Raw genomic sequence first — 24,798 nt, 5'->3', positions numbered from 1 at the left:
GGGAGGGGCAAGGGCCTCTACGCCTTTGCGTCAAACATTTCGAGGGAAGGGGACCCCGCCTTGCAAAACCGCCGTCAGATGCTGCTGTCCACCGTCGCCGTCGGCCTGGCCGCCGCGACCCCGGGCCTGGCCCTCGCTCAGGCCGCCGCCTCGGGCGAGAGCGCCAAGCTCAACGCCCTGTTCGACGCCATCATGGCCAAGCAGCTGCGCCAGTCGCCCGAGACGGCCACCAGCCTGGGGCTGGACGTCGGCGACCTGGCCTGGACCAAGGCCCAGCTGGCCGACCGCTCGTGGGCCGCGATCGCCGCCGGCGTCGCCCAGACCAAGCAGCAGCTGGCCGACCTGCGCGCCATCGACCGCAAGGCCCTGACCGGCATGGACGTGGTCAACTACGACACCGTCGAGTTCACCCTGGCGGTGCAGGACGAGGGCAACACCAAGTTCACCTACGCCGGCGGCGGTTCGGGCGCGCCCTACGTGCTCAGCCAGCTGACAGGCGCCTACCAGTCGTATCCCGACTTCCTCGACACCCAGCACTCGATCGAGACCAAGGAAGACGCCGACGCCTATCTGTCGCGCATGGAGGCCTTCGCGCGGCTGATGGACCAGGAGTCCGAGATCGCCAAGCGCGACTACGCCGACGGCGTGATCCCGCCGGACTTCATCATCGACAAGGCCCTGGTCCAGATGAAGGCCTTCGCCGACACCCCGACCGCCGAGGCGCCGCTGGTGCTGTCGGTGGCGCGCCGGACCAAGGCCAAGAGTATCGCCGGCGACTGGGCCGGCGAGGCCAGCAAGATCTACGAGAACTCGGTGCTGCCGGCCCTGAAGCGCCAGATCGCCCTGCTGGAGGGCGTCCGTCCGAAGGCCACGCACGACGCCGGCGTCTGGCGCCTGAAGGACGGCGGCGACTACTACGCCGTATCGCTGAAGAACTACACGACCGCCACCCTGACGCCGGACGAGATCCACCAGCTGGGCCTGGACCTGGTGAAGTCGATCAGCGCCGAGGCCGACAAGCTGTTCAAGAGCATCGGCATGACCAAGGGCACGGTCGGCGAGCGGATGGCCGAGCTGGGCAAGGACATCTACGAGAACACCGACGCGGCCAAGGAACAGCTGATCAAGGACCTGAACGCCAAGGCCCAATGGATCGAGAAGCAGCTGCCGGCCTATTTCGGCCAGCTGCCCAAGGCCCCGCTGGAGATCCGCCGGGTGCCCAAGGCCATCGAGGCCGGCGCGCCGGGCGGCTACTACAACTCGCCCTCGTTGGACGGCAAGCGCCCGGGCATCTACTGGATCAACCTGCGCGACACCAAGGAGCAGGCCAAGTACACCCTGACCACCCTGACGGTGCACGAGGGCGTCCCGGGCCACCACCTGCAGCTGTCGCTGTCGAACGAGGCGCAGGGCCTGCCGCTGCTGCGCAAGACGATCGGCAACTCCGGCTACGCCGAGGGCTGGGCGCTGTATTCCGAGCAGCTGGCCGTCGAGATGGGCATCTACAAGAGCGACCCGCGCGGCCACATCGGCATGCTGCACGACGCCCTGTTCCGCGCCGTCCGCCTCGTGGTCGACAGCGGCATGCACTACAAGAAGTGGAGCCGCGAGCAGGCCGTGAAGTACATGGCCGAGACCATGGGCGACGAGGAGAGCGGCACGATCACCGAAATCGAACGCTATGTCGTCTGGCCGGGCCAGGCCTGCAGCTACATGATCGGCAAGATCACCTGGCTGCGCGCCCGCGAACGCGCCAAGAAGGCCCTGGGCAAGAAGTTCGACATCCGCCAGTTCCACGACGCTGGCATCCTGGCGGGCATGACCCCGCTGACCGTGCTGGACAAGGTGGTCGACGACTACATCGCCAAGACCAAGGCGGGGAAGTAGGCCAGGAAATCTTCCCTCCCCCTTGTGGGGAGGGGGACCAGCGAAGCTGGTGGGGGGGGGCTGCTGAGTCAGCAAGGCGAGTCAGCGGGCCCCACCCGTCCGCTTCGCGTCCACCCTCCTCATGAAGGGGAGGGAGTCATCGTTTACCCCCAGCCTTCCGAGACCCCCGCCCGTCGCGCGGCCGGGGCCACGGGCGTCAGCTTCAGCGCAGGCTGCGGCTGGTCGGACGGCTTGCCGAACAGCCAGCCCTGGGCGAAGTCGACGCCGGCCTTGCGGACCACGTCCTCGACCTCGGCGGTCTCGACCATCTCGGCGACGGTGCGGATGTTCAGGTCGCGGCACAGCTCGACCAGCCGGCGGACCATGGCCCCGTCGCGGCCGTTGCCGGCCAGCTCCCGCACGTAGCGGCCGTCGATCTTGACGATGTCCAGGCTCAGTTCCTGCAGATAGGCGAACGACGAGGCGCCGGCCCCGAAGTCGTCCAGGCAGACCAGCGAGCCCAGGCCGCGCAGGGCCTGGATGTGCTGGTTGGCGCGCGGCAGGTCGTCGATGGCGCAGGTCTCGGTGATCTCGAAGATCAGCCGCCCCTTGGCCATGTCGCTCTTGGCCAGCAGGCGGCCGATGTGGTCGACGAAGCCCTCGTTGACGATGGTGCGGCCCGAGACGTTGATCGCCAGCTTCATCGCGCCGGTCCGGTCGGCGGCCAGGCGCTTGACCGCCATCTCGGCGATCGCGTGGTCCAGCTCCTCGATCAGGTCGAATTCCTCGGCCATGCGGATCAGCTGGAACGGGCTGCCGCCGTCCTCGAAGCGCACCAGGGCCTCGTGGTGGTGGGCCGCGCCCGTCCTCAGGTCGACCACCGGCTGGTAGGCCAGGGTGAAGCGGCGCTGGCTGACCGCCAGGCCCAAGGCGCCGGCGCGCGACAGGGTGCGCTTGACCGAACGGTTCATCGCCTCGGACAGGCTGAGCGGCGGCGCGTCCTTCAGGCCCTCGCGCAGGAAGTCGTCGAGGGCGTAGCGCAGGGCCTTGAGGCTACGGGCCGGGGCCGAGCCGCCGTCCACCGGCGCCACGTGGGCCTGGGCCTGGACGGACGTGACGCGGCTCAGGCGCTGGGCCATGTCGTCGGGATGGTCGGGCTTGGCCCGCATCAGGGCGAAGCGGTCGGGCGACAGGCGGGTGGCCATGGCGCCGGCGTGCGACTCGGCGCGCACGGCGCCGGCCAGCTTCAGGTCCAGGGCGCGGGCCTCGGGCTGGGACAGCTGCTGGCGCACGGCGTCCAGGCCCAGGAAGTCGACCATAGCCAGCTCCAGCTCCAGGCCGGTGACGCGCGCCGCCTCGAACAGGCCGCGGGCGATGTCCTCGAAGGCCTCGCGGCCGCGCAGGCCTTCCTCGTCCAGCTGGCCGGACGGGGCGGGGGCCGGGGTGACCGAGACCGAGATCCGGCCGCCGTTGTCGGGCAGGGCGCGCAGGACCAGGGTCACGTGGCGCGCCGCGCCGCCGGCCATGCGGACGGTGATCGGGCCATGTCGCTGGCCGTCGTCCGTGGCGCTGGTCGCCGCGTCGATCAGGGGGCGGTCGGCGGCGGTGAACAGGTCGCGCCAGGCGCGTCCGGTCAGGGTCCGTTCGTCCTGGCCCATGATCCGCTGGGCCGCGCCGAGCGCCAGGCTCACGCGGCCGTTCTCGACTTCCAGAAGCAGGTCGGCGCTGGCGAAGGCCAGGCCCAGAAGGCGGCGCGGATCGATCGACAAGACTTTAGGTCCCCCGGAAGGGGGGCAGCATCGCGGGGCGTCGTTAAGGCCGGGTTGAGCCGGGGCTTTTTCAGTCGCTTTCAGCGTCGGTCCGGGGCGCGAGGAATTGTCGCACGCGCCGCCCTCGAAGCGACCGGTTCTGACGTACCCTGCCTCTAGAGTAAGAACATGTTGCGAACATGGAACAAAACATGTACGCATTAATCATTCCACAGGCGGGTGGGCGCGGCGGTCGCGAACCTCCGATCCGACTGTCGGAATCATGGAATAAGGGCGGATATCTCCAATGAGCAATCAGGCGGCTTTGAAACTCGTGGGCAAAGAAGACGGCGACAAACAACGCGCCCTCGAGGCGGCTCTGGCCCAGATCGATCGCGCGTTCGGCAAGGGCTCGGTGATGAAGCTGGGCGAGAAGGGCAAGGTCGAGATGGAGGCCATCTCCACCGGCTCGCTCGGCCTGGACATCGCCCTGGGCATCGGCGGCCTGCCGAAGGGGCGGGTGATCGAGATCTACGGGCCGGAAAGCTCGGGCAAGACCACCCTGGCCCTGCACGTGGTGGCCGAATGCCAGAAGGCTGGCGGCACCGCCGCCTTCGTCGACGCCGAGCACGCCCTGGACCCGGGCTACGCCCACAAGCTGGGCGTCAATCTCGACAACCTGCTGGTGGCCCAGCCCGACAACGGCGAACAGGCCCTGGAGATCACCGACACCCTGGTGCGTTCGGGCGCCGTCGACATCGTGATCGTCGACTCGGTCGCGGCCCTGACGCCGAAGGCCGAAATCGAAGGCGAGATGGGCGACAGCCTGCCGGGCCTGCAAGCGCGCCTGATGAGCCAGGCCCTGCGCAAGCTGACCGCCTCGATCAACAAGGCCAACACCATCGTCATCTTCATCAACCAGATCCGTCACAAGATCGGGGTGATGTACGGCAGCCCGGAAACCACCACGGGCGGCAACGCCCTGAAGTTCTACGCCTCGGTCCGCCTGGACATCCGCCGCACCGGTTCGATCAAGAACCGCGACGAGATCGTCGGCAACAACGTCCGGGTCAAGGTGGTCAAGAACAAGGTGGCCCCGCCGTTCCGCGAGGTCGAGTTCGACATCATGTACGGCGAGGGCATTTCCAAGCTGGGCGAGATCATCGACCTGGGCGTCAAGGCCGGGATCATCGACAAGGCCGGCTCCTGGTTCTCCTACAACAGCCAGCGCATCGGCCAGGGCCGCGACAACGTCCGCGAGTTCCTGAAGGCCAACAAGGACCTGTCGGCCGAGATCGAGGCCGCGGTCCGTCAGTCGTCGCGGAAGATCGAGGAAGAGTTGCTGGTCGGCGGTCCCGAGGACGACGACGCAGAGGAATAGGATTTTCGGGCGGCGGCTCCCCCATGGGCCGCCGACCGGAAGCTTCGCGGCCGCCGCCCACAGCGGGCGACCCCGCCTTATAGCCCGCCGTGAACACCGCCACGGCCGGCCGCGACCCGGGCGCCTGGACCCCATGCCAGGCGCCCGATTTCGTTTGATCCTCCCCCTCCAGGGGAGGTGGCGTTCCGGGCGAAGTCCGGGACGACGGAGGGGGCGCTGAGCCGGCCGCCGGAACCGAGCCTCCGCCCCCCACGGGGGCGGACAGACCGCGAAGCGGTAAGGCGGGGGCAAGTCGGTGCGCCAAGGTCCTTCCCCACAGGGGGAGGGGCGACACGGCCGCACCGAGCGCGGCATTCCGCCTTCAACCCGTCGAGTTGGTTTCCACAAATCTTGAAACCGCGCTATGCAGCGCCGACTTCCGGTTCGACCGGACACGCGTACGGAACATCCGAGACACCTATGCCCAGCCTGAACGAGATCCGCAGCACCTTCCTGAACTATTTCGGCGCGGCCGATCACGCCATCACGCCCTCGGCGCCGCTGGTGCCGCAGAACGATCCGACGCTGCTGTTTGTCAACGCCGGCATGGTGCCGTTCAAGAACGTGTTCACGGGCGCCGAGACCCCGGCCCATCCGCGCGCGGTCAGCTCGCAGAAGTGCGTCCGCGCCGGCGGCAAGCACAACGACCTGGACAATGTCGGCTACACCGCCCGCCACCACACCTTCTTCGAGATGCTGGGCAACTTTTCGTTCGGCGACTACTTCAAGGAACAGGCGATCCACCACGCCTGGACCCTGCTGACCGGCGAGTTCAAGCTGGCCAAGGACAAGCTGCTGGTCACGGTCTACCACACCGACGACGAGGCGGCGGACCTCTGGAAGAAGATCGCGGGGCTGGACGACAGCCGCATCATCCGCATCGCCACCAACGACAATTTCTGGTCGATGGGCGACACCGGCCCCTGCGGCCCGTGCTCGGAGATCTTCTACGACCACGGCCCCTCGATCCCCGGCGGCCCTCCCGGCAGCCCGGATGAGGACGGCGACCGCTTCATCGAGATCTGGAACCTGGTGTTCATGCAGTTCGAGCAGATGGCCGGCGGCGAGCGCGTCTCGCTGCCCAAGCCGTCGATCGACACCGGCATGGGCCTGGAGCGCGTCGCCGCCGTCCTGCAGGGCGTGCACGACAACTACGACATCGACCTGTTCAAGAGCCTGATCGCCGCCAGCGTCGAGCTGACCGGCGTCAAGGCCGAGGGCGACCAGGCCCCGTCGCACCGGGTCATCGCCGACCACCTGCGCTCGTCCTCGTTCCTGCTGGCCGACGGCGTCACGCCGTCGAACGAAGGCCGCGGCTACGTCCTGCGCCGGATCATGCGCCGGGCCATGCGCCACGCCTACCTGCTGGGCGCGCAGGAGCCCCTGATGCACCGCCTGGCCCCGACCCTGGTGGCCGAGATGGGCCAGGCCTATCCGGAACTGCGCCGCGCCGAGGCCTCCATCGTCGAGACCCTGCGCCAGGAGGAAGAGCGCTTCCGCGTCACCCTGGGCCGCGGCATGGGCCTGCTGGACGAGGCCACCGCCAACCTGACGGCCGGCGGCGTGCTGGACGGCGAGACCGCCTTCAAGCTCTACGACACCTACGGCTTCCCGCTGGACCTGACCCAGGACGCCGTGCGCGCCAAGGGCCTGACGGTCGACACCGACGGCTTCGACGTGGCCATGGACCGCCAGCGCACGATGGCGCGCGCCAACTGGGCCGGCTCGGGCCAGCAGGGCGCGGCCGCCGCCTGGTTCCCGATCCGCGAGGCCAACGGCCCGACCAACTTCGTCGGCTACGACAACACCGAGACCACCGGGACGGTGAAGGCCATCCTGGTCGACGGCGCGCCCGTCCAGTCGGTCGAGGCCGGTACGACCGCCGACGTCCTGCTGGACCGCACCAGCTTCTATGCCGAGAGCGGCGGCCAAGCCGGCGACACCGGCGTGATCGAGGCCAACGGCGTCGAGAGCCGCGTGATCGACACCCAGAAGCAGGCCGGCGACCTGCACGTCCAGCGCGTCGAGCTGGCCGGCCCGCTGAAGGTCGGCGACCAGGTCGTGGCCTCGGTCGACGCCGCCAAGCGCCACACCACCCGCTCCAACCACTCGGCCGCCCACCTGGTGCACGCCGCCCTGCACCATGTGCTGGGCCCGCACGTCGCCCAGAAGGGCCAGATGGTCGACGGCGACCGCATGCGCTTCGACTTCAGCCACGGCGGCCCGCTGACCGCCGACGAGATCGAGCGCATCGAGGCCGAGGTCAATGCGGTGATCCGCCAGAACGTCCCGGCCGAGACCAAGGAAATGGCGCCGCAGGAGGCCATCGAGGCCGGCGCCGTGGCCCTGTTCGGCGAGAAGTACGGCGACAGCGTCCGGGTGCTGACCCTGGGCAAGTCGCTGACGGATGAGGCCAAGGCCTATTCGGTCGAGCTGTGCGGCGGCACCCACGTGGCCCGCACCGGCGACATCGCCCTGTTCAAGATCGTCTCCGAGCAGGGCGTGGCCGCCGGCGTGCGCCGCATCGAGGCCCTGACCGGCGAGGCGGCCCGCCGCTTCCTGCTGGACCAGGCGGGCGTCGCAAAGGCCCTGGCCGACCAGTTCAAGACCCCGGTCGCCGAGGTCCTGGCCCGCGTCGACGCCCTGGTCGCCGAGCGCAAGGCCCTGGAGAAGCAACTGGCCGAGGCCAAGAAGCAGCTGGCCCTGGGCGGCGGCTCGGGCGGCGGCGCGGCCGGCCCCGAGGACGTCGCCGGCACGGCCCTGATCGCCCGCGTCCTGGACGGCGTCGGCGGCAAGGAGCTGCGCGGCGTGGCCGAGGAGTTCAAGAAGCAGCTGACCTCGGGCGTCGTGGCCCTGGTCGGGACCACCGACGGCAAGGCCGCCGTCACCGTGGCCGTGACCGCCGACCTGACCGGCAAGTTCAGCGCCGCCGACCTGGCCAAGGCCGCCGTGATCGCCATGGGCGGCCAGGGCGCAGGCGGCAAGCCCGACTTCGCCCAGGGCGGCGCGCCCGATGCGTCGAAGGCCCAGGACGGCCTGGACGCCATCAAGGCCGCTCTGGCCGGCTAAGCCCGGTCCGAAGCGCTCGACACAAGGACGGTCCGGCTCGCCGCCGGGCCGTCCTTTGTGTTTGGGCCGGCCCGCCTTTCCCTAGGCCTCATCTTCCTGACGACGCTCTTCCCGCACGAACAGTCCCGTGTCGGGATCGCGGAGGAAGGCGGAGCCGATCGGCTCGTCCAGCAGATGGATCCAGCTGTCGTCCTGGTTCAGCACGACGCCGATCGCGACATAGGTCGGTCCGCGAGCCTCGACCTCGCCCTTCGCCAAGCCGCTTTCATCGGCCCGGATGCGCCAGCCGCTGTCGGGAAAGCGGTCGCCGTCTTCGGCCAGATCGGGCTCCTCGCGATAGAGGTAGCCGACAGGGGCGTCGCCATCGACGACGTGCTGATCGACCATGCAGCGATCCCAGACCTGGCGTTCGGGTGCGCGCGCCGGCGCCCTGGCGGGGGCGGCCCAGTCGATGTCGATCACATGATGGCGGGCGAAGCGCACCGTGGCGCCGACCTTCAGCTGCGGCATGTCGTTGGGGACGTTGTCGAGGACGCCGAGAAGGTGGCCGGGTCCGATCTCGACGATCTGCACCCACATGCGCTCCACCGCCCATTCCCGGCCGGGCGGATCGCCGCGGAACATCAGCTTGGCGTGATCGCCGACCGCCAACGCCCGCAATTCATCTTCCGGCGGCAGATGGAAGGTGTAAGGGGCCTCGCGGGCGATGGGGCGTGGATCGTCCAGTTCATAGTGTCCGAACAGCCGGCGTCGCAGGTCGTGGATGCGGTCGAGAAGCGTCCTCATGGCGCTGATCGTTAGCGTGTGGAGCGCCGCCCGGCAAACCTAGCCTGCGGCCGTCGCGCCCGCCCGCATCGTCGCGCGATAGTCCCGCGGAGTCGTGCCCACCTCGTCGCGGAAGGCGCGGTTGAAGGGGCCCAGGGAGGCGAAGCCGCAGGCGAAGGCGATCTCCAGGATCGACCGCCGCTCGTCCGGCGCGGCCAGCATGCCCTTGGCCCGCACGATCCGGTGGTGGTTGATCCAGCGGTTGAAGTTGGCGAAGCCCAGCGCCGTGCTGATGCATTGCGAGACCCTATGCTCGGGCTCGCCCAGCCGCGCGGCGACGTCGCCGATCTTGAGCTCGGGCCGGCTGTCGACGGCCTCCTCGACCAGCAGCCGCCGAAGGCGCTCGGCCAGGCGCGCGTCGTCCTCGGTCGGGGCGCGGCGGGCGGTCCGCGCCGCCAGCGGATGGCCCAGGCGGAACCGCACGGCGACCAGGACGGCCACCAGGCCCGTCAGGGCGCAGGCGCTCTTGACCAGGTCGTCCCGTAGCGCCTCGCCGGGCCCGTCGCCCACGGCGCGCAGACCCAGCACCGAGACGGCCACCAGCCCGGCGTAGACCGTGACGAAGGCGAACCGGAACCGCTTCTCGCCGAGCGGCAGGTCGGGCGTGTAGCGATGGAAGGGCTCGACGAAGGTCAGCAGCAGAGCGGCCGAACCGCTCAGCGTGTAGAGGCTGTCGGCGACGCGCCCGACCATGCCGCCCGCCGGGGCCAGGACCGATAGCGCGCCGCTCAGCGCCAGGACCAGACCGACGACGCGCGCCCATCGCGCGTCGCGCGGGGCCGGATCGAACAGGGCGCGAGCCACCAGCCAAGCCCAGCCGCAGGCGCCGACGCCGATCAGCGAGAAGGCCGTCGCGGCGCCGCCCTCGAGAAGGCGGCCGAAGATGTAGCAGACGAACGACGCCGCCGCGATCGTCGCATGGACCTGCAGCCGGCCGCGCGGCCGCCACGGTCGGAAGCCTTTCTCCACGGTCGCGATCGAAGCGTTGAAGGTCGTCATGCGGCGAAAGTGCCCCTCGGGGCCCGGCCCTGTCCACCGGCCCGCGCGACCGGCGGAAAATATCTCTCGCCGAATTCCAAATCGGCGAGACCCGCAGCGCGCCTCGCCGCCATCCCTGCCGTCGGCCTCAGCCTCGAGGTCGCGTCAGGAGCCGCCATGTCGATCCCTTCCTCGTCCCCGTTTCCCCGGACCATCGGGGCCGCTGCCCTGCGGTGGGCGGGCGTCCTCTGGTTCAGCGTCGCCGCCCTCGGCCAGAGCGCCTTCATCGCCTTCATCCTGGCCTTCTACGGCGTGCGCACCGCGACCGGGAATTTCGCCGGCTGGAACGACAAGCCCCTGATCACCGGCTACGTGAAGGGCGACGACGCCGGCAACGCCGTCTTCGCCGCCCACGTGCTGCTGGCCTCGGTCGTGACGCTGGGCGGCTTGATGCAGATGATCCCCGGCCTGCGCCGCCGATGGCCCAGGCTGCATCGCTGGACCGGCCGGACCTTCCTCGTCGTCGCCGTCTTCCTGGCGCTGAGCGGCGTCTGGATGGCGGTCGTCCGGGGAACCTACCTGTCGGTGATCTCGGCCGTCGCCATCCTGGTCAACGCCGTCCTCATCCTGGTGTTCGCCGGCCTGGCCTGGCGACACGCGGTCAAGCGGCGGTTCGAGGCGCATCGGCGCTGGGCCCTGCGGACGTTCATGGTGGTCAGCGGGGTCTGGTTCCTGCGGGTCGGGATCATGGGCTGGATCCTCGTCAACCGGGGGCCCGTCGGCATGACCGACGACATGTCGGGGCCCGCCGACGTCGTCCTGACCTTCGGCAGCTACCTGATCCCGCTGACGATCCTGGAGCTGTACGGCGCGGCCCAGCGGAGCGCCGGCGGCGTCGGCAAGGTCCTGACGGCGGCCCTGGTCGTGGTCGCCTCGGCCTTCACGGCGGCCGGGGTCTTCGGGACCATCGCCTTCATGTGGCTCCCCCACGTCTGGCCGAAGTCCTAGCGGCGATCCTCCAGGATCATCGCCGCGCCCTTCTCGGCGATCATCACGGTGGGGGCGTTGGTGTTGCCCGAGGTGATGGTCGGCATCACCGAGGCGTCGACCACCCTCAGGCCCTGCAGCCCGCGCACCCGCAGGCGCGCGTCGACCACGGCCCAGGCGTCGCCCGCCGGGCCCATGGCCGCCGTGCCGACGGGGTGGAAGATCGTCGTGCCCAGCGCCTTGGCCGCCGCCAGCAGGTCCTCGTCCGTCCGGGCCGCCGCGCCGGGACGGAACTCCTCCGGGGCGTAGGGCGCCAGGGCCGGCTGGCCCACGATCCGGCGGGCCCAGCGCAGCGAGGCGATCGCCACGTCGCGGTCCTCCCAGGTGGCCAGGTAGTTGGGATCGATCCGGGGCGGATCGGCCAGGCCCGGACCCGACAGGGCGACGGCGCCACGGCTGGTGGGGCGCAGGTTGCAGACGCTGGCCGTGAACGCCCCGAACCGGTGCAAGCCGTCGCCCCAGCGGTCCAGGCTGAGCGGCTGGAAGTGGAACTGCAGGTTCGGCGTCTCGCGGCCGGGGTCCGAGCGGCAGAACATCCCCAGCTGCGACGGGGCCATGGTCAGGGGACCCGACCGCCGCAGGGCGTAGTCGAGGCCCATGCCCGCGCGCCGGACCAGGTTGGCGTAGTCGGTGTTCAGGGTGCGCACCCCGGAGACCTTGTAGACCGGCCGGATCTGCAGGTGGTCGTGCAGGTTGGCGCCGACGCCGGGCAGGTGATGCCGCACCACGACGCCGGCCTGCCTCAGCCGTTCGGCGTCGCCGACGCCCGAGCGCTGCAGGATCAGCGGCGAGCCGATCGCCCCGGCCGCCAGGATCAGCTCGCCGGCGACCCGGGCGGTCAGGACCTGGCCGCCGCGCACGGCGCGCAGGCCGGTCACCCGCCGGCCGTCCAGGTCGATGTGCTGGACCTCGACGCCGGTCTCCAGCCGCAGGTTGCCGCGCGTCAACACCGGCTTGAGGAAGGCCGTGGCGGTGCTCCACCGCCGGCCCGCCCGCTGGTTGACCTGGAAATAGGACGAGCCGGCGTTGTCACCGCCGTTGAAGTCGTCGATCGCCGGGACGCCGGCCTGTTCCCCGGCCCGGCGGATGGCGTCCAGGATGTCCCAGCGCACCCGGGGATGCTCCACCCGGTACTCGCCGCCCGACCGGTGATGGTCGCCCGACGGCGCGATGTGGTCCTCGTGGCGCAGGAAGTAGGGCAGGACGTCCGACCAGCTCCAGCCCACCAGTCCCTTCTGCCGCCAGGCGTCATAGTCCTGGGCCTGGCCGCGCATGTAGATCATGGCGTTGATCGACGAGGAGCCGCCGATCACCTTGCCGCGCGGATAGGGCAGGCTGCGGCCGTCCAGGCCGGGCTGGGGGACGGTTTCCAGCCGCCAGTCGGCGCGCGGGTGGCCGATGGCGAACAGGTAGCCGACGGGGATGTGGAACCAGATCCAGTCGTCCCGGCCGCCCGCCTCGAGCAGCAGCACCTTGACCGACGGATCGGCCGACAGGCGGTTGGCCAGCACGCAGCCGGCCGAGCCGGCGCCCACCACGACGTAGTCGAACGTCCCCAGGTCGATCTCGCCCGCCATCCCGCCCCATCCTTCGCCCGCGCCGCTTCGGGCGCTAGACCGGGATATCGCTGTACAGTCGATACGTCTCGTCGGCGATGGCCATGAACGGCCTGAGGGCGAGATCGCCGTCGGACCGTACATGCCGCCTCCTGCGGCAGGCGCGCCGAAATAGTGAACGTCGATCTCCGAAGCGCCGATTTCGTGATCACGGAGACTCGCCGTCCCGGCGGTACGGGCGCAACCTCGTCTCGGGATGTTCAAGCCGGAGGGACGGGCATGAGCGAGGAAGCCGTGGGCGGGGGCGTGGCCTACGAAAAGGTCGACGCCGCCTATTTCGACAAGCGGGGCCTCAAGCGTTACGCGGGCGTGTTCTCGTTGTGGGCGCTGGGCGTGGGGGCGGTGATCTCGGGCCAGTTCTCGGGCTGGAACCTGGGCATGGCGACCGGCGGCTGGGGCGGCATGCTGGTGGCCACCCTGATCATCACCGTCATGTACCTGGGCCTGACCTTCTCGATCGCCGAGATGGCCGCGGCCCAGCCGCACACCGGCGGGGCCTACAGCTTCGCCCGCGCCGCCATGGGGCCGTGGGGCGGCTTCGTCACCGGCCTGTGCGAGAACGTCGAATACGTGCTGACGGCGGCGGTCGTCTGCTTCTTCATCGGCTCGTACCTGGGCGGCATCTTCGAGACGCCGGCCTGGGTGCAGCCGCTCTACTGGATCGGCTCCTATGTGATCTTCGTGGGGCTGAACGCCGGCGGGGTGGCGATGTCGTTCCGGTTCACGGTGTTCATCACCCTGCTGGCCCTGGCCTGCCTGGCGGTGTTCTGGGTCAGCGCCCTGCCGCATGCCGACTTCGCCAAGTACGCCATGAACGTCGGGCCGGGCGGGACCGAGCTGAAGGACGGGCACGGCCCGTTCCTGCCGGCCGGGATCGGCGGGGCCCTGGCCCAGCTGCCGTTCGCGGTCTGGCTGTTCCTGGCCATTGAGCAGCTGCCCCTGGCGGCCGAGGAGAGCCACACGCCGCAGCGCGACCTGCCCAAGGGCATCATCCTGGGCATCTCGACCCTGATCGTCTCGGCCCTGCTGGTGCTGTGGCTGAACAGCGCCATCGCCCCGGGGACCTTCGCCCTGGCCAAGTCGGGCGAGCCGATCCTGGAAGGCTTCCGCACGATCTACGGCGGCGGCCTGGCCAAGGTGCTGGCGGCCGTCGCGGTGGCCGGGCTGATCGCCAGCTTCCACGCCATCATCTTCGCCTATGGCCGGCAGATCTATTCGCTGTCGCGGGCCGGCTACTTCCCCCGCGCCCTGTCGGTGACCCACGGCGTGCGCAAGACGCCGGACGTGGCCCTGCTGACCGGTTCCGGGGCCGGCCTGGCGGTGATGCTGGCGGTCTGGTTCATCCTGGGCGCCGAGAAGGGCGCGGCGGTGATCGGCGGCACCCTGCTGAACATGGCGGTGTTCGGGGCGATGCTGTCCTACGTGGCGCAGGGGGTGTCGTTCATCCTGCTGCGCCGCAAGTTCCCCGACCTGGAGCGGCCCTACAAGAGCCGGTTCGGCCTGACCGGCGCGGGCCTGACGGTGGTGATCTCGCTGGTGACGATCTTCTACCAGCTGAAGGACCCGATCTATCGCACCGGGGTGATCGGGGTGGCGATCTGGTTCGCGGTGGGCGTGGCCTATTTCGCACTATTCGGCCGGAAAAAGCTGGTGCTGTCGCCGGAAGAGGCCTTCGCGATCAGCGGCGGCAAGGCGGCCTACGAGACCCACTGACGTCAGGGTTTGCGGCCCTTTCAGGGGACGGGCTGGGGGCAAGCTGTCCCCAGCTTGTCCCCTGAAACTCATCGCGATTTCGAATATCGATGTTCACCCAATGGCCGTGACAGGCTATCGAGGGGAAACAACGGTGAGGAAATCCATGACGTCGCGGTCCGTGATCTCCGCCCCATTCTTCGCGAGTGTGGCGGTCGCCCTCATGCTCGGCGCGGTCGCCGCGCCAAGCCTGGCCCAGGCTCCCGCCAACCTGACGGCGGCCCTCGCCGATCCGGCCAGGCCCGCCGCCGACACCGCCCGGGACGCCGCGCGCCACCCGGCCGAGCTGCTGGCCCTGGCCAACGTCAAGCCCGGCGCCAAGGTGGTCGACCTGATCATGGGCGGCGGCTACTTCACCCGCATCCTGTCGCCGGCGGTGGGGCCGACCGGCGCGGTCTACGCCTATCAGCCGGCCGAGTTCATCAAGTTCAAGGCCCAGTACGGCGAGGACCTGAAGACCGTCGCGGCGGCCTACAAGAACGTCACGCCGCTGGACGCCAGCCTAGGCGCGCTGGACCTGCCCGACGGGCTGGACGCGGTGATCACCGTGCAGAACTACCACGACCTGCACCTGTCGCCGTTCCCCGCCGACACCGCCGCCAAGGTCAACGCCGAGGTGTTCAAGTCGCTGAAGCCGGGCGGGGTGTTCCTGGTCGTCGACCACGCCGCCGCGCCGGGCTCGGCGGACGCGCCGAACAAGCTGCACCGCATCGAGATGGCGACCGTGAAGTCCGAGGTCGAGGCCGCCGGCTTCAAGCTGGCCGGGGAAAGCCCGCTGCTGCACAGCGCGGCCGACCCGCACACCGCCAGCGTCTTCGACCCGTCGATCCGGGGCAAGACCGACCAGTTCGTCCTGAAGTTCGTGAAGCCTTAGGGGAGGGGGAGGGGGGACACGCGCTCGCCGTCAGCCGCGCCGGGAGAACAAGAGCGCCGTTCGCGAGTCGCGTGTCCCCAACCTTACCCCGTCCGGATCATCCCCCGAACGACCGGCCCGAACCGCCGAAGCCGCCGCGCGAGATCACCGAGCTGCGGCTCTGGACGCGGGCCGGGGCTCGCATCTCCGGCGCGTTGAAGCTGTCGGTGCGCACGCGGGTGCGGCCGGTGACGTAGTCGCGCGACAGCGGATAGCCCGAGCCGCCGTAATAGGTCCCGCTGCGGTCGCGGTACATCGGCGCGCCGTAATAGCCGCCGCCCATGTTGTTCAGCGCCTGACCGACGATGAAGCCGGTCAGCAGCGGCGTGAAGAAGCTGCCGCCGCCGCCGTTGTTGCGCGGCACGCACTGGTCGACGCCGTAGCGCTCCTCGCAGCTCTGCTGGTCGCTGAACTTCGGGGCGTTGGCGGCGCTGTCCTTCTGGGCCTGGTCGTAGGCGGCCTGGCACTGGGCGGCGGTCATGTCGCCGGAGGTCTTGCAGTCGTCCAGCGAGGCGTAGGTCTTGGCGTCGATCTCGCGCGAGGCCGACGGCGGGTCGCCCCACTGGGTGGCCGTGCCGGGATCGTCGCAGGCGCTGACCGAAATCGCCGTGCCGGCCATCAGGCCGGTCAGGGCCAGGCTGCTGGAGCGCAGGCGGCGGCGGGGAGGGGAGGTTTGTACAGTCATGGCGCGCCTCAGGCCGTCATGCAGGCGGCGTTCAGCACGCCGACCACGAGGGAGATGCTCATCAGATACACGCCGGCGGCGACCTCGCCCTTCTCGATCCGGGCGGTCACGTCCTTCATCACCACCACGCGCACCAGGGTGAAGGCGGCGATCTGCAGCACGCCGGCCAGGGCGGCCCAGGCGCAGAACTCCAGCAGGGTGACGGTGTTGCTGAGCGCCGAGGCCAGGGGCAGCACGTAGCCGACCAGCGCCCCGCCCAGGGCCAGGGCGGCGGCGACGTTGCCCTCGCGGATCAGCTTGGCCTCGTTGTAGGGCGTGACCCACTGGTAGACGATCTTGAAGATCACCGTGAACAGGCCCGCGGCCACGAAGGCGACCACGAAGGCCAGGGCGCTGGCGCCAAATCCGTGCAGGTCCATCTGTTTCCCCCTTGGGCCCCTAGGCCCTAAATTCGCCGACGCCCAGCGGGACGCCGATCATGATCTCGAACGACACCTCGGTGCGGTCCTCGTTCTCCTGTTCGATGGCCAGCAGGAGCTCGCGGCCTTCGCCGGGCAGGTCGCGGCCGAACAGCATGCAGGTCTGGAAGATACGCCGATCCGGGATCCCGTCGCGGTCGTCGTGGACGTCTTCCCAGAAGGTGACCGGCTCCTGGCTCTCGGCCTCGTCGCCGAACCACAGGCGCTGGTACTCGGGCAGGCCGGGGCCGGTGAAGGCGCGGGCCCGCAGCCGCTTGCCCCAGGCGTCGCGATCGGCGCGGCCGCCCGGATAGGCGCTGTCCCAGGGCACGAAGACGGTGATGTCGTTGACCCGCTGGCCCTCGCGGTCGTCGGACACGGCTTGGAACATCACGTCGTCGTCGGTGTAGAACCGGTGCACGAAGCCGCCGTCCTTCAGGTCGACCAGGCCCTGGGCGGTGATCTCCAGGGTGTCGCGGTCCAGCGGGAAGCGCAGGTCGTCGCCCAGCCGGCGCCAGGCCAGGGTGTCCAGCCAGACCGTGCGGCCCAGGGTGACGTTGCGGATCGCCGGCAGGGCCGAGGCGGGGGCTGTGTCCTTGCGGCCGAAGAGCTTGCTGAACATGAACGACCCGATGCGAAACTCGCGTCACATGTACGACGCGAACCGCGGCGACAAAAGGGGCGGCGGGATTACCAACTTGTCATGCGACCACGTAAGGTCGCGCTCTCGACGACTGACGTTCGCCCGCCCATCTAGTATGAACTCGCCTGAAGAGGCCCACAGAGAGGATCACGCCCCCATGAGCCAGACCGCCTGGACTGTCCGCACCCTGAAGGCCGCGCTCGACGAAGCGCCGGGGCGTGGCGCCGACGAGCTGACGGTGCGGGTGCTGGAAGGCGCCGAGCCGATCCTGCTGGCCACCATGCACTGGCAGGGCGACCTGGAGATTTATGTCAGCGTCAGCGACCAGCAGATCGCCGCCTCGACCCTGCTGTGGCCCGTCGATGAGCAGAAGGATCGCCACGCCTTCAACGAGTTCCTGCTCAAGGCCCAGAAGCTGGTGCCGCTGTCGAACTTCGGCATCAGCACCGTGGGCGGGCGCGACTATTACGAGCTGTTCGGCGAGATCTCGACCACCTCGCCGGTCGACGAGATCCTGATCGAGCTGCGCACCCTGGCCGAGAACGCCATAGACGCGGCTTCCGACCTGCGCGCTTCCTTCTCCCCCGCCGCCTGACCCATAAGAGCCTCAAGAGAGACCACCCCTATGTCCATCTGGAACAAGCTGTTCACCCTGGGCCGCGCGGGCGCGCACGAAGCCACCGCCGCCGTCGTCGACGCCAACGCCCTGCGCATCCTGGACCAGGAGATCCGCGACGCCGACGCCGCCCAGGGCAAGGCCCGCGACGACATGGCCACGCTGGTGGCGCGCCGCCGCATTCTGGAGAAGGAGGTCGCCGGCTTCCGCGACCAGGTGACCAAGTACGAGGGCTCGGCCCGCGCCGCCGTCCAGAAGGGCGACATGGACCTGGCCCGCCAGGTGGCCCAGCGCATCGCCGACCTCGAGCAGGACATCGCGCTGAAGGAGCCGCAGATCGGCGAGATGCGCGCGGCCGAGGACCAACTGCACACCGCCATCACCGCCACCGACCGCCGCATTGAGACCCTGCGTCGCGAGGTCGAGGTCGTGAAGGTCAACGAGAGCGTCCAGAAGGCCCAGGCCGCCGTCTCGGCGCGCGGGGCCGGCGCGGGCGCCGCTCTGGGCTCGGCCGCCGACAGCCTGGCCCGCATCAAGGAGCGCCAGGCGATCCGCGGCGAGAAGATCAAGGCCGCCGGCGAGCTGGAAGACCGCCGCACCGGCGCCGACCTGGACGAGAAGCTGCGCCTGGCCGGCATCCTGCCGGGCCAGTCCAGCGCCGACGACGTCCTGGCCCGCCTCTCCGCCCCGCCGCCGCTGCAGATCGAGCAGAAGGACGGCAAGACCGAGTAGGTTTCCGGTCCTCAAAGGGTTGTCATCCCGGAAGCGCGCAGCGCTGTCCGGGATCCAGGTGAACCGCACCGCATCAGCCCAGTCCCTTGGGTCCCGGACAGCCTCTGCGAGGCTTCCGGGATGACGACGGATTGGAAGCGCCGGGCCCTGTCGACCGCAATGCTGAAATGGATTGAAGCCTGATGCGCCGCCTGAAACTCACCCCGCGTCCCGACTGGCAGGCCAAGGCCGACGCGGTCGGGTTCGTCTATCACCACACCGAGGGCCAGGCGTACTGGGACGAAAGCGTCGCCTACGCCTTCACCCTGGACCAGGTGGAGCAGGACCTGGAGCCGGCCGCGGCCGAGCTCCACGACCTGTGCTTGGACCTGGTCGACGAGGTCGCCGGCAGCCAGGAGCTGATGGAGCGGCTGGCGATCCCGGAGGCGCATCGCGACCTGGTGGCCGGCTCCTGGCGCGCCAAGCAGCCCTCGCTCTACGGCCGGTTCGACTTCGGCTACGACGGCAAGGCCAAGCCCAAGCTCTACGAGTACAACGCCGACACCCCGACCAGCGTGTTCGAGGCGGCCACCTTCCAGTGGCTGTGGCTGGAGGAGCTGATCGCCAACGGGACGTTCCCGGCCAACGCCGACCAGTTCAACAGCCTGTTCGAGGCGTTGCGCGACCGGTTCAAACGCCTTTTTCCGAAGGGTGGCTTCGTCCACTTCGCCAGCGACGAGGACGCCGTCGAGGACCGCCAGACCGTGCGGTTCCTTGAGGACCTGGCCCTGCAGTCGGGCGTCGAGCCCAAGTTCGTGGCCATGGACAACATCGGCCTGAACGAGGAAGGCCAGTTCGTTGACCTGGAGGGCTTCGTCCTGCAGGCGGCGTTCAAGCTGTATCCCTGGGAGTTCATGCTGCGCGAGCCCTACGCCGCGCATCTGGAGACCGCCCAGGTGCGCTGGATCGAGCCGCCGTGGAAGGCGATCCTGTCGAACAAGGGCGTCCTGCCGCTGCTGTGGGAACGCCATCGCGGCCATCCCAACCTGCTGGAGGCCTATTTCGAGGGCGACCCGGCGGCGAGCGCCCTGGGCGGACGGTTCGTGCGCAAGCCGTTGTTCTCGCGCGAGGGCGCGAACGTCGAGATCGTCGGGGGGGATGAGCCGGTCCTCGACCAGGGCTACGGCGAGGAGGGCGCGATCGTCCAGGCCTACCACCCGCCGCCGGACTTCGACGGCAAGCGCCCGGTGGTCGGGGCGTGGATGGTCGGCAACGAGCCGGCGGGCATCGGCATCCGCGAGGACGACAGCGTGGTGACCAAGAACCTGGCCCGGTTCGTGCCGCACGTGATCGAGGGGTAGGCTCGCCGACCACCCGTGGCGAGCCGCTCCACCTTTTGGTGCGAACAAACTTTGGGTTGTGTATTCTCTGGCCTTTGATGAGAGGAGAAGACCCATGCCGGACGCCCCTCCAGGCCTCGAGCCCATCGCCGCCGTCGGCCAACGCCGCACGAACACCGCGAACCCCTTTCCCGGCCGGCCTCCCCAGGCGGAAGACGAGCGCTGGGAGTGGAACACCGACGCGGCGGCGGCCGAGGCGAAACGGCGCTTCGACCTGGCCGCCAAGGGCCGCGGCGAACAGCTGGGGCACCGGGAGCAGTCGGCGGTCCTCTACAAGTCCGGCGACGGCGTCGCCGTCGGCGCCCTGGGAACCGGCGCCATCGGGACCGGTTCCGCGCCGTACAACTTCACGGGCATCGCCACGAAGGACGTCATCGGCATCATCCACAACCACCCCGGCGGAACGCTGATCCCGTCCGCGGCCGACTGGAACGCGGTCTATGACCGGTTGGGGGCCGATATCACCGCGGCGGGGGGAGATGGGTCCAGGTTGTTGATGTACATCATCGGCGCCACCTATCCGCCGGAGGGCCCGAAGCCGACCTGGGTCATCTTCGTCTATGATCATCGCAATCGGACCGAAACCGTGCACGGACCCGAAGTGAACCCCGCGGGACAGCCTTGCTGAGACCCCTGGCCTTCGCGGGCGTCGCGATGCTCGCGGCCCTGGTCTGCGGCCCGCCCTGCGGGGCCGCCGACGGCGTCTTCGAGCGCGAGGCCGCCAAGGCCCGCGGCGAGAGGCTCGAGGGCCTGGGGCCGACGGCGGGCTTCACCCGGCTCCACAGCCTGACCGGGGCGTGGAGCGTGGTGTCCATCTATATCCAGCGGCCCCAGTCGCCGCGCGGCCGCTGGGTGGCCAGGCGGGTCGCCAGCGACATGGAAGGCCCCGCCTGGACCGACGCGGCCAGCTGTCCGGACCTGGTGACCAGCCTGGCGCTCCTGGAGCGCCTGGCCCCGCAGCGGATCGAGGTCCTGGGCCTGTCGCCCTATGCGCCGCCGCGCGCTTACACGGCCGACGGTATGCTGCAGACCGTCTGGAGCCTGGACGGCGCCCAGCCGGACGGCGCGCCGATCACCGTCGAGTGGTCGTCCAATTCGGGAGACCTGGCGCGATGGGGCGAGGCGACCGAGGCGCGGCTGGCCAAGTGCTGGAAGCCGGAGCCCAAGCGCTAGGCCGGCCTCACGTTTCCGCCGCGAAGGCGAAGACGTCCTTGGCGGGGATCAGGACCGTGAGGCCCTGCTGGTCCGAGGCCTGGACCAGGCCCAGCAGGCGTCCGGCGCTGTCGACCGCCGGCGCGCCGCTCATGCCGGGGGCGGCGTTCACGCGGACGATGACGCCGGCGTACGAAGCCCCGCCGTCGCCCCCCAGGACACCGGTCTCGGCGAAGCGTCCGACCTCCAGGACCGGATCGCTTTCATAGCCGTTCCTGGGATCGACCCAGACCACCACCACGCGCTCCCCGAACGCCGCGTCCGACGGCGTGCGGTCCAGCGGCGGCAAGGCCAGCGCCTCGTCGATCCGCAGCAGGCCCAGATCCAGGATGCCGTCCCGCCGCACCAGCTTGGCGGGCGCGGTCACGCCTTGCCGCAGGCCGATCCGGAAGGACGCGCCCTTGACGCCCTTCGCGGCGACCAGGACGTGCCCCGCCGTCACCACCAGCCCCTCGGCGTCGACCACCAGGCCGTTGGCCATGCCGATGAGTTCGCCCTTCTTGGTGAGCGTTTCCACCGTCACGACCCGGCCGCTCAGGTCGCGGAGGATGTCCTGCAGGGCCAGGACCGCGCGTTCGGCCTGGGCGGCCGGAGCGGTCGCCGCGATCGTGGTCAGGGCGCTGGTCGCGCCGGGCCCCTTGAAGGCCTCGGCCAGGTCGATCGCCACCTTGGAATTGCCGAGCGTCGAGATCGCGATCAGCGCGGCCTTGCGCCTTTGCTCGTCGGTCGAGGCCAGGTGTTCGATGAACTTCTCGACCGTCTGGGCCTCGGCGAACTGGATCTCGCGGTCCTTGCGCCCTTCCTCCGCCGCCTTGCGCGCTTCCTCGGCCGCCGTCTGACGGCGGTTGTAGATATGGGTCGCATAGAAGCCGATGCCGGCCACCACGACGCCGGAGATCAGCCCGGAGAGCGCGGTCAGCTTGTCCCAGACGTCCTTGTCGGGCTTGAGCAGCTTGGCCTTGATGGCGTCGATCTGGGCCTGGAGCGCTTCCGGCGTGGGCGGTGGGGTCGCGGCCAGGGCCGCCGGGGCGACCGACAGCAGCAGGCCCGCCGCGGCCAGGGCCGCGACGCTGAGGCGAGAGGACGAGGCGCGTGTCTTGTCCAGGGATCAACCCTCCCGGCGACGGGCCTGGCGCCATGCTAGGACGTGCGGCGGCCAAATTGCAATGCAGGGTCGCGCGGGGCCTTCCCGCCGTGGACCCGCGAGGCCTTCCCGCCCTAGTCTCCCGCCCATGACCCTTCGCGCCATTCCCTACGGCCTGATCGTCCTGCGCGTCATGGCCGGGCTGGCGATCCTCGTCCTGGCCCTGGCGGTCGGCCTTCCGGCCCGCTGGGCCTGCGCCGTGCTGTTGGCCGTCGGCGTCCTGTCCGACATCTTCGACGGGGTGATCGCCCGGCGGCTGGATTGCGTCACCGATCGCCTTCGCACCTTCGACAGCCGCGCGGACGTGGTTTTCTGGCTGTGCGCGACCGCCGCCGTCCTGGTCCTGCACCCGGGCCTGGTCGCGACGCTCTGGCCGCCGGTCGCGGTGCTGGCGGTGATGGAGCTGACGGGACATGCGATCAGTTTCGCCCGCTTCCGCAAGGAGGCCTCGCCGCACCACCTGCTGTCGAAGCTGTTCGGCCTGGCCCTGTGGGGGCTGCTCACCCAGCTTCTGGTCGCGGGGACAGGCGGCTGGGTGCTGCCGGCCGCCTTCGCGGTGGGCGTCGCCTCCCAGCTGGAGGCCTGGGCGATCATGCTGATCCTGCCCGCCTGGCGATGCGACGTTCGCGGAGCGGGGCAGGCGCTGGCCCTGCGCCGCGCGGCCTCGGCGGCCTGAAAATCTCCACCGACCCTGTCGATCCGTCCGGGGCTGGTTCGTCGTCCTCAATAGCGACACAGTCCGGCGGCGACGGCGCCCCCGGTTCGCTCCAGCGAGGAAACCCCGATGCGTTACATGTGCCTGATCGTCACCAAGCCCCCAGGCCCGCCGGAGGCCACGCCCGAACTGGTCGAGGCGATGAACACCCTGGCCAACCGCGAGATCCAGGCCGGCCGCATGCTGGGCGGCGGCGGTCTGCTGCCGATCGACGCTGGCGCGCGCGTCTCCCTGTCGGCCGACGGCAAGTTCACCGTGCTGGACGGCCCGATGGTCGAGGCCAAGGAGGTGATCGGCGGCTATGCGATGTTCGAATTCGCCAGCAAGGAGGAGGCGGTCGCCTCGGCGGTCGAGTTCCTCCAGCTGCACAAGGACCACCAGCCGGGCTGGGAAGGGACGTGCGAGATCCGCCCGATGATCGAGCATTGACCCCGGTCCGGGCCCCATTCCTTGGCAAGCGCCGCCGGCGTCCGTGAGCGACGCCGACGCCCATCGCGCCGTCCTCGCCGTCTGGCGGGTCGAGCACCCCAGGCTGATCACCAGCCTGGCGAGGATGCTGCGCGACGTGCCCCTGGCCGAGGAGCTGACCCAGGACGCCCTGGTGGCCGCGCTCGAGACGTGGCCGACCAGCGGCGTGCCCGAGCGCCCCGGCGCCTGGCTGATGGCCACGGCCAAGCGGCGGGCCCTGGACCGTCTGCGGCGCGGCCCCATGCTGGAGCGCAAGCACGGCATGGTGGCCCGCGAGCTGGAGCACGAGCAGCAGGCCGCGCCCGATCTCGACTCCGTCCTGGACGACGACATCGGCGACGAGATGCTGCGCCTGGTCTTCACCGCCTGCCACCCGCTGCTGTCGCGCGAGGCGCGGGCGGCCCTGGCCCTGCGGATGGTCTGCGGCCTGACGACCGACGAGATCGCCCGCGCCTTCCTGCTGACCGAGAGCGCGGTCGCCCAGCGCATCGTGCGGGCCAAGCGCACCCTGTCGGAGTCCGGCCTGGCCTACGAGACCCCGCGCGGGCCGGAACGCGCGGCGCGCCTGGCCTCGGTGCTGGAGGTCGTCTACCTGATCTTCAACGAGGGCTACACGGCCACGCGGGGTCAGGACTGGCAGCGGCCGCAGCTGTGCAACGAGGCCCTGCGGCTGGGCCGGGTGCTGACCGCCGTCGCGCCGGACGAGCCCGAGGTCCACGGCCTGCTGGCCCTGATGGAGTTGAACGCCTCGCGCACGGCGGCGCGGACCGACGCCGGGGGCGAGCCGGTGCTGATGCTGGACCAGGACCGCAGCCTCTGGGACCTGCTGCAGATCCGGCAAGGGCTGAAGGCGCTGAAGCGGGCCCAGGACCTGGGCGGGGCCGGCGGCTTCTACGCCCTGCAGGCGGCGATCATCGCCTGCCACGCCCAGGCGCCCACGGCGGCCGACACCGACTGGCTGCGCATCGCCGCCCTCTACGCCGAGCTGACCCGGGTGGCGCCGTCGCCGGTGGTGCAGCTGAACCGCGCCGTGGCGGTGGGCATGGCGCAGGGGCCGGCGGAGGGTCTGGCGATCGTCGAGGCCCTGGCCGACGAGCCGGCGCTGAAGGCCTACCACCTGCTGCCCGCCGTTCGGGGCGACCTGCTGCTGAAGCTGGGACGGTTCGAGGAGGCCCGCGCGGCGTTCGAGGCCGCCGCCGAGCTGGCGGGGAACGGGCGGGAGAAGGCGCTGCTGCTGCGGCGGGCGGAAGAGGCCGCGCGCCGCTGACGATCGCTGACGGGGACATGCACTCATTCCGCTGCGCCTGCCGGCTTCGCGCCGAGGTCGGAGTGAGTGCGTGTCCCCCAAGTCGGCCGTGGACTTGCCGGACACGCTCGGGGCGAAGGTGGGGACACGCACTCACCCTGATCGCCCTGGCAGGATTTCAGACGCCTTGCCGTGAGAGCATGTCCCCGGCGCGGGGATCGAGCCGCGTCTATCCCCGCCAGCGGCGAGGAAAACGCCAGCAACGT

Annotated in this window: 22 protein-coding genes; 14 read left to right on the top strand and 8 right to left on the bottom strand. The window is 70.2% G+C overall.

The window, feature by feature from the left end:
- Window positions 1–60 precede the first annotated feature (60 nt).
- Window positions 61–1,887: a DUF885 family protein gene (locus tag WAE60_RS19335; RefSeq protein WP_337688013.1), complete on the top strand. Its 1,827-nt coding sequence runs from the start codon at window positions 61–63 to the stop codon at window positions 1,885–1,887.
- Between the two features lie 143 nt (window positions 1,888–2,030).
- On the opposite strand, the gene WAE60_RS19330 is transcribed toward WAE60_RS19335, so the two are convergent.
- Window positions 2,031–3,635, bottom strand: coding sequence for an EAL domain-containing protein (locus WAE60_RS19330; protein WP_337688011.1), 1,605 nt, complete (start codon window positions 3,633–3,635; stop codon window positions 2,031–2,033).
- Window positions 3,636–3,921: 286 nt separating this feature from the next.
- Here WAE60_RS19330 and recA point away from each other — a divergent pair, with 286 nt between their 5' ends.
- Both recA and alaS read left to right on the top strand, forming a co-directional pair.
- Window positions 3,922–4,995 (top strand): recombinase RecA, encoded by a 1,074-nt coding sequence (recA, locus tag WAE60_RS19325; protein ID WP_029916009.1) that lies wholly within the window; start codon window positions 3,922–3,924, stop codon window positions 4,993–4,995.
- Between the two features lie 459 nt (window positions 4,996–5,454).
- Complete coding sequence (gene alaS, locus WAE60_RS19320; protein WP_337688008.1) at window positions 5,455–8,103, top strand: alanine--tRNA ligase; 2,649 nt, start codon at window positions 5,455–5,457, stop codon at window positions 8,101–8,103.
- Window positions 8,104–8,184: 81 nt separating this feature from the next.
- Here the strand turns inward: alaS and WAE60_RS19315 are convergent, their stop codons facing one another.
- Together WAE60_RS19315 and WAE60_RS19310 are read right to left on the bottom strand one after the other, a co-directional pair.
- Window positions 8,185–8,889: a DUF2185 domain-containing protein gene (locus tag WAE60_RS19315; protein ID WP_337688005.1), complete on the bottom strand. Its 705-nt coding sequence runs from the start codon at window positions 8,887–8,889 to the stop codon at window positions 8,185–8,187.
- Window positions 8,890–8,928: 39 nt separating this feature from the next.
- Window positions 8,929–9,927 carry an AraC family transcriptional regulator gene (locus WAE60_RS19310; protein ID WP_337688004.1) on the bottom strand — a complete coding sequence of 333 codons (999 nt, stop codon included), beginning with the start codon at window positions 9,925–9,927 and terminating at the stop codon, window positions 8,929–8,931.
- A gap of 156 nt (window positions 9,928–10,083) precedes the next feature.
- Here WAE60_RS19310 and WAE60_RS19305 point away from each other — a divergent pair, with 156 nt between their 5' ends.
- On the top strand, window positions 10,084–10,914 hold the full coding sequence (locus tag WAE60_RS19305; RefSeq protein ID WP_337688002.1) for a DUF2306 domain-containing protein: 831 nt from the start codon (window positions 10,084–10,086) through the stop codon (window positions 10,912–10,914).
- On the opposite strand, the gene WAE60_RS19300 is transcribed toward WAE60_RS19305, so the two are convergent.
- Window positions 10,911–12,530: a GMC family oxidoreductase N-terminal domain-containing protein gene (locus WAE60_RS19300; protein WP_337688000.1), complete on the bottom strand. Its 1,620-nt coding sequence runs from the start codon at window positions 12,528–12,530 to the stop codon at window positions 10,911–10,913. The two genes, WAE60_RS19305 and WAE60_RS19300, sit on opposite strands and share 4 nt — an antisense overlap.
- A 258-nt stretch (window positions 12,531–12,788) precedes the next feature.
- On the opposite strand from WAE60_RS19300, the gene WAE60_RS19295 reads away from it, so the two are divergent.
- The gene (locus WAE60_RS19295; protein ID WP_337687998.1) at window positions 12,789–14,282 is read left to right on the top strand and encodes an amino acid permease; all 1,494 of its coding nucleotides are present in this window, start codon (window positions 12,789–12,791) and stop codon (window positions 14,280–14,282) included.
- 202 nt (window positions 14,283–14,484) lie between these two features.
- Window positions 14,485–15,195, top strand: a complete 711-nt coding sequence (locus WAE60_RS19290) for a class I SAM-dependent methyltransferase (RefSeq protein WP_337687996.1) — start codon at window positions 14,485–14,487, stop codon at window positions 15,193–15,195.
- A gap of 97 nt (window positions 15,196–15,292) precedes the next feature.
- Here the strand turns inward: WAE60_RS19290 and WAE60_RS19285 are convergent, their stop codons facing one another.
- Genes WAE60_RS19285 through WAE60_RS19275 form a run of 3 tightly spaced genes read right to left on the bottom strand, consistent with a single transcriptional unit; the run spans window position 15,293 to window position 16,999 of the window.
- Window positions 15,293–15,919, bottom strand: a complete 627-nt coding sequence (locus tag WAE60_RS19285) for a DUF1190 domain-containing protein (protein ID WP_337687994.1) — start codon at window positions 15,917–15,919, stop codon at window positions 15,293–15,295.
- 8 nt (window positions 15,920–15,927) lie between these two features.
- On the bottom strand, window positions 15,928–16,338 hold the full coding sequence (locus WAE60_RS19280) for a DUF350 domain-containing protein (RefSeq protein ID WP_029916019.1): 411 nt from the start codon (window positions 16,336–16,338) through the stop codon (window positions 15,928–15,930).
- Window positions 16,339–16,357: 19 nt separating this feature from the next.
- On the bottom strand, window positions 16,358–16,999 hold the full coding sequence (locus tag WAE60_RS19275) for a YjfK family protein (protein ID WP_337687992.1): 642 nt from the start codon (window positions 16,997–16,999) through the stop codon (window positions 16,358–16,360).
- Between the two features lie 178 nt (window positions 17,000–17,177).
- Here WAE60_RS19275 and WAE60_RS19270 point away from each other — a divergent pair, with 178 nt between their 5' ends.
- The 5 genes from WAE60_RS19270 to WAE60_RS19250 all read left to right on the top strand — a co-directional run bounded on the left by WAE60_RS19270 (window position 17,178) and on the right by WAE60_RS19250 (window position 20,920).
- The gene (locus WAE60_RS19270) at window positions 17,178–17,615 is read left to right on the top strand and encodes a YjfI family protein (RefSeq protein ID WP_337687990.1); all 438 of its coding nucleotides are present in this window, start codon (window positions 17,178–17,180) and stop codon (window positions 17,613–17,615) included.
- Between the two features lie 30 nt (window positions 17,616–17,645).
- Window positions 17,646–18,368 carry a PspA/IM30 family protein gene (locus WAE60_RS19265; protein WP_337687988.1) on the top strand — a complete coding sequence of 241 codons (723 nt, stop codon included), beginning with the start codon at window positions 17,646–17,648 and terminating at the stop codon, window positions 18,366–18,368.
- A 182-nt stretch (window positions 18,369–18,550) separates the two neighbouring features.
- Window positions 18,551–19,708, top strand: a complete 1,158-nt coding sequence (locus WAE60_RS19260; protein ID WP_337687987.1) for a glutathionylspermidine synthase family protein — start codon at window positions 18,551–18,553, stop codon at window positions 19,706–19,708.
- A 94-nt stretch (window positions 19,709–19,802) separates the two neighbouring features.
- Window positions 19,803–20,375, top strand: a complete 573-nt coding sequence (locus tag WAE60_RS19255) for a hypothetical protein (RefSeq protein WP_029916028.1) — start codon at window positions 19,803–19,805, stop codon at window positions 20,373–20,375.
- Window positions 20,369–20,920, top strand: coding sequence for a hypothetical protein (locus WAE60_RS19250; protein ID WP_337687986.1), 552 nt, complete (start codon window positions 20,369–20,371; stop codon window positions 20,918–20,920). The genes WAE60_RS19255 and WAE60_RS19250 overlap by 7 nt, the downstream gene beginning before the upstream one ends.
- Before the next feature lie 7 nt (window positions 20,921–20,927).
- Here the strand turns inward: WAE60_RS19250 and WAE60_RS19245 are convergent, their stop codons facing one another.
- Window positions 20,928–21,842 carry a serine protease gene (locus tag WAE60_RS19245; RefSeq protein ID WP_337687985.1) on the bottom strand — a complete coding sequence of 305 codons (915 nt, stop codon included), beginning with the start codon at window positions 21,840–21,842 and terminating at the stop codon, window positions 20,928–20,930.
- 349 nt (window positions 21,843–22,191) lie between these two features.
- Between WAE60_RS19245 and WAE60_RS19240 the strand changes: the two genes are divergently transcribed.
- From WAE60_RS19240 to WAE60_RS19230, 3 genes are all read left to right on the top strand, one after another.
- The gene (locus WAE60_RS19240) at window positions 22,192–22,779 is read left to right on the top strand and encodes a CDP-alcohol phosphatidyltransferase family protein (RefSeq protein ID WP_337687983.1); all 588 of its coding nucleotides are present in this window, start codon (window positions 22,192–22,194) and stop codon (window positions 22,777–22,779) included.
- Window positions 22,780–22,887: 108 nt separating this feature from the next.
- Entirely contained in the window at window positions 22,888–23,247 is a 360-nt protein-coding gene (locus tag WAE60_RS19235) for a YciI family protein (RefSeq protein ID WP_029916034.1), read from the top strand.
- A 43-nt stretch (window positions 23,248–23,290) separates the two neighbouring features.
- Complete coding sequence (locus WAE60_RS19230) at window positions 23,291–24,553, top strand: RNA polymerase sigma factor (RefSeq protein ID WP_337687980.1); 1,263 nt, start codon at window positions 23,291–23,293, stop codon at window positions 24,551–24,553.
- The last annotated feature ends 245 nt before the right edge of the window (window positions 24,554–24,798 follow it).

The sequence above is a fragment of the Caulobacter sp. CCG-8 genome, from assembly GCF_037402475.1.
Taxonomy (GTDB): Bacteria; Pseudomonadota; Alphaproteobacteria; order Caulobacterales; family Caulobacteraceae; genus Caulobacter.
This window is presented reverse-complemented; position numbering and strand designations above follow the sequence as displayed.